The 7,014-nt window shown below is 70.5% G+C and carries 6 protein-coding genes; all 6 read left to right on the forward strand.

Going from position 1 to position 7,014, the window contains the following annotated elements:
* Window positions 1-70 precede the first annotated feature (70 nt).
* The 6 genes from B2U11_RS14015 (at window position 71) to B2U11_RS14040 (ending at window position 6,891) form a co-directional block, all read left to right on the forward strand.
* Window positions 71-2,059, forward strand: a complete 1,989-nt coding sequence (locus B2U11_RS14015; RefSeq protein ID WP_292072609.1) for a heme lyase CcmF/NrfE family subunit — start codon at window positions 71-73, stop codon at window positions 2,057-2,059.
* A complete protein-coding gene (locus B2U11_RS14020) occupies window positions 2,056-2,562 on the forward strand; it encodes a cytochrome c-type biogenesis protein (RefSeq protein ID WP_292072612.1) in 507 nt (168 codons plus the stop codon). The genes B2U11_RS14015 and B2U11_RS14020 overlap by 4 nt, the downstream gene beginning before the upstream one ends.
* Before the next feature lie 105 nt (window positions 2,563-2,667).
* Window positions 2,668-4,206: a Do family serine endopeptidase gene (locus B2U11_RS14025; RefSeq protein ID WP_292072615.1), complete on the forward strand. Its 1,539-nt coding sequence runs from the start codon at window positions 2,668-2,670 to the stop codon at window positions 4,204-4,206.
* Between the two features lie 82 nt (window positions 4,207-4,288).
* Window positions 4,289-4,960 carry a response regulator transcription factor gene (locus tag B2U11_RS14030; RefSeq protein ID WP_292072618.1) on the forward strand — a complete coding sequence of 224 codons (672 nt, stop codon included), beginning with the start codon at window positions 4,289-4,291 and terminating at the stop codon, window positions 4,958-4,960.
* 95 nt (window positions 4,961-5,055) lie between these two features.
* Window positions 5,056-5,469: an endonuclease domain-containing protein gene (locus B2U11_RS14035; protein ID WP_414632971.1), complete on the forward strand. Its 414-nt coding sequence runs from the start codon at window positions 5,056-5,058 to the stop codon at window positions 5,467-5,469.
* Window positions 5,470-6,891: an ATP-binding protein gene (locus tag B2U11_RS14040; protein ID WP_292072624.1), complete on the forward strand. Its 1,422-nt coding sequence runs from the start codon at window positions 5,470-5,472 to the stop codon at window positions 6,889-6,891.
* Window positions 6,892-7,014 lie beyond the last annotated feature (123 nt).

Genomic DNA, 7,014 nt, shown 5'->3' on the forward strand with positions numbered 1-7,014 from the left:
GGCCGCAGGCCGTTAGCGCGACAGAAGTGCGCTCAAGCAGGCCGCAGGCCGTTAGCGCGACAAAGAGCCTATGATCGTCGAGTTCGGGACCTTCGCCTTGGTCCTGGCCCTGGCGCTGTCGGTGCTGCAGACCGCCATGTCGGCGGCGGGGCGCTGGCGGCGCAGCCCGGTGCTGGCCGGAGCGGGCGAGGGCGCGGCCCTGGCGGCGGCGACGGCGGTCGCCCTGGCCTTCGCCGCGCTGATGTACGCCTTCGTGGTGTCGGACTTCTCGGTCTCGAACGTGGCGGGCAACAGCCACACCGACAAGCCGATGCTGTACAAGGTCGCCGGCGCCTGGGGCAGCCACGAGGGATCGCTTCTGCTGTGGTGCCTGGTGCTGACGGTGTTCGGCGGCGGGCTGGCGCGGGCGCGGGGCCTGCCGTTCGGACTGAAGGCCGCGGCCGTGGCGACCCAGGGCGCGCTGGGGTCGCTGTTCCTGGCCTTCGCCGTCTTCACCTCCAGCCCGTTCACGCGGCTGGACCCGGCCCCGTTCCAGGGGGCGTCGCTGAATCCGCTGCTGCAGGACCCGGCCCTGGCGGTGCATCCGCCGCTGCTCTACGCCGGCTATGTCGGGTTTTCCGTCTGTTTCTCCCTGGCGGTCGCCGCCCTGATCGAGGGGCGGGCGCAGACCGCCTTCTGGCCCGCCTGGGGTCGATGGGTGCGGCCGTGGGCCCTGGCCAGCTGGGCCTTCCTGACGGTCGGCATCACCCTGGGCAGCTTCTGGGCCTATTACGAACTGGGCTGGGGCGGCTGGTGGTTCTGGGACCCGGTGGAGAATGCGTCATTTATGCCGTGGCTGGCCGGCGCGGCCCTGCTGCACAGCGCGGTGGTCACGGAACGGCGTGGGGCGCTGGCCGGCTGGACGGTCTTCCTGGCGCTTCTGGCCTTCACCTTCTCCATGCTGGGGGCGTTCCTGGTGCGTTCGGGCGTGCTGACCAGCGTGCACGCCTTCGCCGTCGACCCGCAGCGGGGGATGATGCTGCTGGCGATCCTGGGCGTCACGGCCGGCGCCGCCTTCGCCCTGTTCGCCTGGCGCAGCCCGCAGTTGAAGGGCGGGGGGATGTTCGCGCCCGTCAGCCGCGAGGGCGCGCTGGTGCTGAACAACCTGTTCCTGACGGCGGCGGCGGCGACGGTGCTGCTGGGCACGCTTTATCCGTTGATCCTGGAGGCGGCGTCGGGCGCGACCATCTCGGTCGGGCCGCCCTATTTCGCCGCGACCTTCGTTCCGCTGATGACGGTCGCCTTCCTGATCCTGCCGGCCGGGCCGCTGCTGGCGTGGAAGCGCGGCGACCTGACGGGGGCGCTGCAAAGGCTGTGGGTCGCCGCCGTCCTGGCCGCGGTCGCGGGCCTGGCCGCCTTCGCCCTGTTCGAGCCGCGAAAGGCGCTGGCCGCCGCCGGCGTCGCCCTGGGGGCCTGGCTGATCGCCGGGTCGCTGGCCGAGGTCGCCGAACGCGGCCGGCTGATGCGCGCACCCCTGGCCGAGAGCCTGCGCCGGCTGCGGGGACTGCCGCTGGGCGCCTGGGGCATGAGTCTGGCGCACCTCGGCCTAGGCGTCTTCATCCTGGGCGCGGTGGTCGAGACCGGCTTCAAGGCCGAGGCGGCGCGCGCCCTGACCCTGGGCCAGAGCGTCTCGGCCGGGCCGTGGGCGGTGACGCTGGACCAGGTGCAGGTGGTCGAGGGGCCGAATTACCTGGCCGAACAGGGCCGGCTGACGGTGCGCCGCGCCGCCGGGACCGGGCGGGCCGCCACGGTGACGCCCGAGCGCCGCTTCTTCCCCGCCGGAGGACAGACGACGACCGAGGTGGGGCTGGATTTCCGGGGACTGGACGACGTCTATGTCGTGATGGGCGAGCGGGCCGAGGTCGAGGGCCGGCCGGCCTGGACGGTGCGCCTGTACTGGAACCCGTGGGCGCGGCTGATCTTCCTGGGGCCGGCGATCATGGCGCTGGGCGGCCTGCTGTCGCTGATGGATCGGCGGCTCAGGCTGGGCGCCGGCGCGCGGCGGAGAAAGCCAGCATGAGGCGCCTGTCCGTTCTGCTGGCCGCGCCGGTTCTGGCGCTGATGCTGACGGCGGCCGAACCGCCTCCAGCGCCCGACCGCCCGCTGCCCGACGCGGCGCAGGAGGCCCGCGCGCGCGCCCTGTTCGCCGATGTGCGCTGCGTGGTCTGCCAGCACGAATCCATCGCCGACAGCCCGGCGGGCGTGGCCGCCGACATGCGCCGCCTGATCCGCGAGGAGATCGCCGCCGGCGCCGACGACGCGTCGGTGCGGGCCGACCTGGTGCGCCGCTTCGGCGACTATGTGCTGTTCCGTCCGCCGGTTCGGCCGGGCACCTGGCTGCTGTGGTTCGGGCCGTTCGCCCTGGTGCTGCTGGCCGGCGGGGTGTTGCTGGCGCGCCGTCGCGTCGCCCCGGCCGAACCCGCGCCCCTGTCGGCGGACGAGCAGCGCCGCCTGGACGGCCTTCTCCAAAATGAGAACCTTCGCCGCGATCCTGACGCATCCTCGCCTCACGACGGGCGCTAGCGGGGAACAACGATCGTCGGCCGGGTTTTGGCCTTCGGGCGGATCGGCCTATATCAGACGCGAACCGGGCCCGCTCGGCCCGGACAGAGGATCGCAAGGACCACGATGCTGAAGCGCAAGGAGTTCATTCTGGGGGCCGCGGCCGGCCTGACCCTGGCGGCGGCCGCGACCGCCGGCGGCGTCATCACCTGGCCCGGCGCGCACGCCGAGCCCCAGGCCGTGAACCGGATCACCCCGGTGCCCGCCAACGGCGACAGCTTCTCGCCCCCGCCGGGCGCGCCCAACAGCTTCGCCACCATCTTCGAACAGGTGGCGCCGGCGGTGGTGCAGATCGACGTGACCGTGCCGGTCGAGCAGCCGCAGGGCCTGTTCCAGATCCCCGGCCTGCCTTTCCAGTTCGTGCCGCCCAACGGCCGCGGCGGCCAGGGCCAGGACGCCGAGCCGCAGACGACCCAGGGCGCCGGCTCGGGCTTCTTCATCTCGCAGGACGGCTACATCGTCACCAACAATCACGTCGTCGCCGACGCCACCGAGATCAAGGTGAAGATGTCGGACGGGCGCGAGCTGCCGGCCCGCCTGATCGGCCGCGACCAGGGCACCGACCTGGCCGTCATCAAGGTGGACGGAAACGACTTCAAGTACGTCAGCTTCGAAGAGACGGCCCAGCCCCGCGTGGGCGACTGGGTCATCGCCGTGGGCAATCCCTTCGGCCTGGGCGGCACCGCCACGGCGGGCATCGTCTCGGCCAAGGCGCGCGACATCGATCCCTCGGGCTACAACGACTACATCCAGATCGACGCCGCCATCAACCGGGGCAACTCGGGCGGGCCGACCTTCGACATCTATGGCCGCGTCATCGGCGTGAACTCGGCCATCTATTCGCCGACTGGCGGATCGGTGGGCATCGGCTTCGCCATCCCGGCCGAGACCGCCAAGTCGATCACCGCCCGCCTGATGCGCGGCGAAAGCATCGAGCGCGGCTATCTGGGCGTGCAGATCACCAATCTGGCCGACGAATATCGCGAAAGCCTGGGACTGCCTGCGACGCAGAAGGGCGCCTATGTCGCCGAGGTGACGCCGGACGCCCCGGCGGCGCGCGGCGGCCTGCGCCCGGGCGACGTGGTGGTTTCGCTGAACGGCAAGGCGGTCGAGGGCTCCACCGAGCTGACCCGCGCCGTCGGCGCCGCCAAGCCGGGCGACAATCTGCGCCTGGAGGTCCTGCGTGAAGGGCGTCGCCAGACGGTCGACATCCGCGCCGGCACCCGCCCGGCGGATCTCGAGATCGCCGCCAACGACGACAGCGGTTCGGGCGCGCCGGCCAATCCCGGCGCCGCCGCCGGCGAGGTGGTCGAGGGCATGACGGTGACGCCGCTGAACGGCGCCCTGCGCCGCCGCTTCGACATCCCCGAGACGGTCGATGGCCTTGTGGTCACGGCGGTCAGCCCGCAATCGCGGGCCGGCCGGATGCAGTTCCAGCCGGGCTTCGTCATCATGCAGGCGAACGGCCGCAGCCTTGGGTCGGCCGCCGACCTGAAGGGCGCCGTCGAGACGGTGAAGAGCGCCGGTCGTCCGGGCGTGTTGCTGCTGGTCCGCACGCCTCAGGGCAATCGTCCGGTGGTGCTGCCGCTACAGGACAAGAACTGATCGGCAGTCTGAACAAGCCTTAACTCGTCAATCGCCGCCGATGCGCTACCATCGGCGGCGATTTTGATTCCGGGAGGGGTTCATGCGGATTCTGGTGGTCGAGGATGACGCCGAGGCGGCGACCGCCATGGTGCGGGGCCTGAGCGAGGCCGGCCATGACGTGACCCACGCCGTGGACGGGGCCTTCGGCCTGCTGGAGGCGCAGAAGGGCGGCTATGACGTCTATGTCGTCGACCGGATGATGCCGCGCCTGGATGGCGTCGGCATGGTCGAGACGGTGCGCAAGGGCGGCGACCAGACGCCGGTGCTGTTCCTGTCGGCGCTGGGCGAGGTCGAGGACCGCGTCACGGGCCTGAAGGCCGGGGCCGACGACTATCTGGTCAAGCCCTACGCCTTCGCCGAGCTGATCGCGCGGGTCGAGGCCCTGGCGCGTCGTCGCGAGACCGGCGGCGTCCAGACGGTGCTCAAGGTCGGCGAACTGGAGATGAACCTGATCGCCCGCACCGTCCACCGCGAGGGCCAGGAGATCGACCTGCAGCCGCGCGAATTCCAGCTGCTGGAGTTCCTGATGCGCCACGCCGGCCAGTCGGTGACGCGCACCATGCTGCTGGAGAAGGTCTGGGAATACCATTTCGACCCCCAGACCAACGTCATCGACGTCCACATCAGCCGCCTTCGCTCCAAGATCGACAAGGGCTTCGACAAGGCCATGCTGCAGACCGTGCGCGGCGCGGGGTATCGGTTGGAGGCCTGATCTTTTCTCCCTCCCCTTCATGGGGAGGGTGGTCGAGCGAAGCGAGACCGGGTGGGGGAGTATCCGTGTCAGAAGCCACAAGCCGCGCTCGCGCCATGCGCAAGACGATGACGCCGCCCGAGGCGCGGATGTGGGTGAACCTGAAGCGTCTTCGCGCCCAGGGGTATCATTTCCGACGACAGGCGCCGTTTCGCGGCTACTTCCTGGATTTTGTCTGTTTCGAGAGACGGCTGGTGATTGAAGTCGATGGTCAGCACCATCTGGAGGACATGCAGGCGCGACACGACGCGCGTCGCGACGCCGTGCTGACGAGCGAAGGCTTTCTGACCCTGCGTTTCGACAATGCGTCCATCCGGGATCATATCGGCGACGTGATGGATCATGCCGTGCGGACGATTGAGGCGCGCCTAGAGCATAGGACAAACGATACCGCCTATAGCGGGGGGGCGGAGACAGGCCCCACCCGGCGGCTGCGCCGCCACCCTCCCCATGAAGGGGAGGGAGAGTAGATGCGCCTTCCCTCCCTTCTTCGCCGGACGCCGTTCCGGCTGACGCTGCTGTTCCTGGCGCTGTTCGTGGCGGCGGCGGGGGCGATCCTGGCCTATGTCTATTTCGCCTCGGCGTCGGAGGCCCAGGCGCGGGCGCAGGCGGACGTGCAGGGCGAGTTGAGCGCCCTGACCGCCATCCACCGGACTCGCGGCGTCGATGCGCTGAACCAGGCGCTGGTGGAGCGCACCATCCGGGGCGGACCGTATCTGTATCTGCTGACCGGACCGGACGGGAAGATCGTCACCGGCAATCTGTCGGTCATGCCCTTCGACCTGAAACAGCCGCGCCAGGCCGGGCGGGGCGAGTGGAGCACCTTCCGCCTGACCACGACCGACGAGGACGGCCGGGTCGAGAACCGCCGCTCGATCGGGGTGATCCTGCCGCTGGCGGGAGGCGACACCCTGTTCGTGGGCGAGGACATCGGCGGGATCGAGGAGTACCTCTCGCGCCTGACCCAGGCGCTGTGGGGCGCGATGGCGCTGGTGATCCTGCTGGGCCTGGCCGGCGGCCTGTATGTCAGCCGGCGCGTCGAGGCGGCGATGGCCGGGCTGAACCGCGTCGTCCAGGCCGTGCAGGAGGGCGACCTGAAGCAGCGCGCGCCCTTGCGCCATTCCGGCGACGAACTGGACGAACTGGGCCAGGGGCTGAACACCATGCTGGACAGGCTGGAGACGTCCATGGCCTCGATCCGTCACGCCGGGGACTCCATCGCCCACGATCTGCGTTCGCCCTTAACCCGGATGCGGGCCAAGCTGGAGGTCGCCCTGATCGACGCCGAGGCGGGCAAGATCGACGGCGTCGACGCCCTGACCATCGCCCTGGACGAGGCGGACCAGCTGCTGAAGACCTTCAACACCGTTCTGGCCATCGCCCGTCTTCAGGCGGGCGGCGCGCCGGATCCCAAGGTGTTCGACGCCGCCGATCTGGCGGCCGACATGGCCGAACTTTACGAGCCCGCCGCCGAGGACAAGTCCATCGACTTTTCCGCCGAGGTGGAGAAAGGGCTGATGGTCGAGGGCAATCAGCCCTTCCTGGCCCAGGCCCTGGCCAATCTGATCGACAACGCCATCAAATACACCCCGGCCGGCGGCGCGGTGAAGCTGAGGGCGCGGCGGCGGTCGTCGGGCGAGATCGAATATTCCCTCACCGACACCGGACCCGGCGTGCCGGAAGAGGACCGCGAGCGGGTCGTGCAGCGCTTCGTGCGGCTGGACAACAGCCGCACCGAGCCGGGCTCGGGCCTGGGACTGTCGCTGGTCACCGCGGTGGCCGAGGCGCATGGCGGCCGCGTCGTGCTGGACGAGGGACCGGGCGCCTATCAGGGGTCGGGGCCGGGGCTGCGGGTGGCGCTGGTGATTCCGCCGGCGGCCGGTTCTCAATGACTTCATCTCCGCTCATCCCCGCGAAAGCGGGGACCCGGACCTTCGGGCGCGCGGCCTTGTGGTCTTGGGTGCGATCGTGGTCCAACGCACGGTGTCGCGAAAGCACTGGGTCCCCGCTTTCGC

Origin of the sequence: Brevundimonas sp. UBA7534 (assembly GCF_002479325.1) — a bacterium.
In the GTDB taxonomy this organism is placed as follows: domain Bacteria; phylum Pseudomonadota; class Alphaproteobacteria; order Caulobacterales; family Caulobacteraceae; genus Brevundimonas.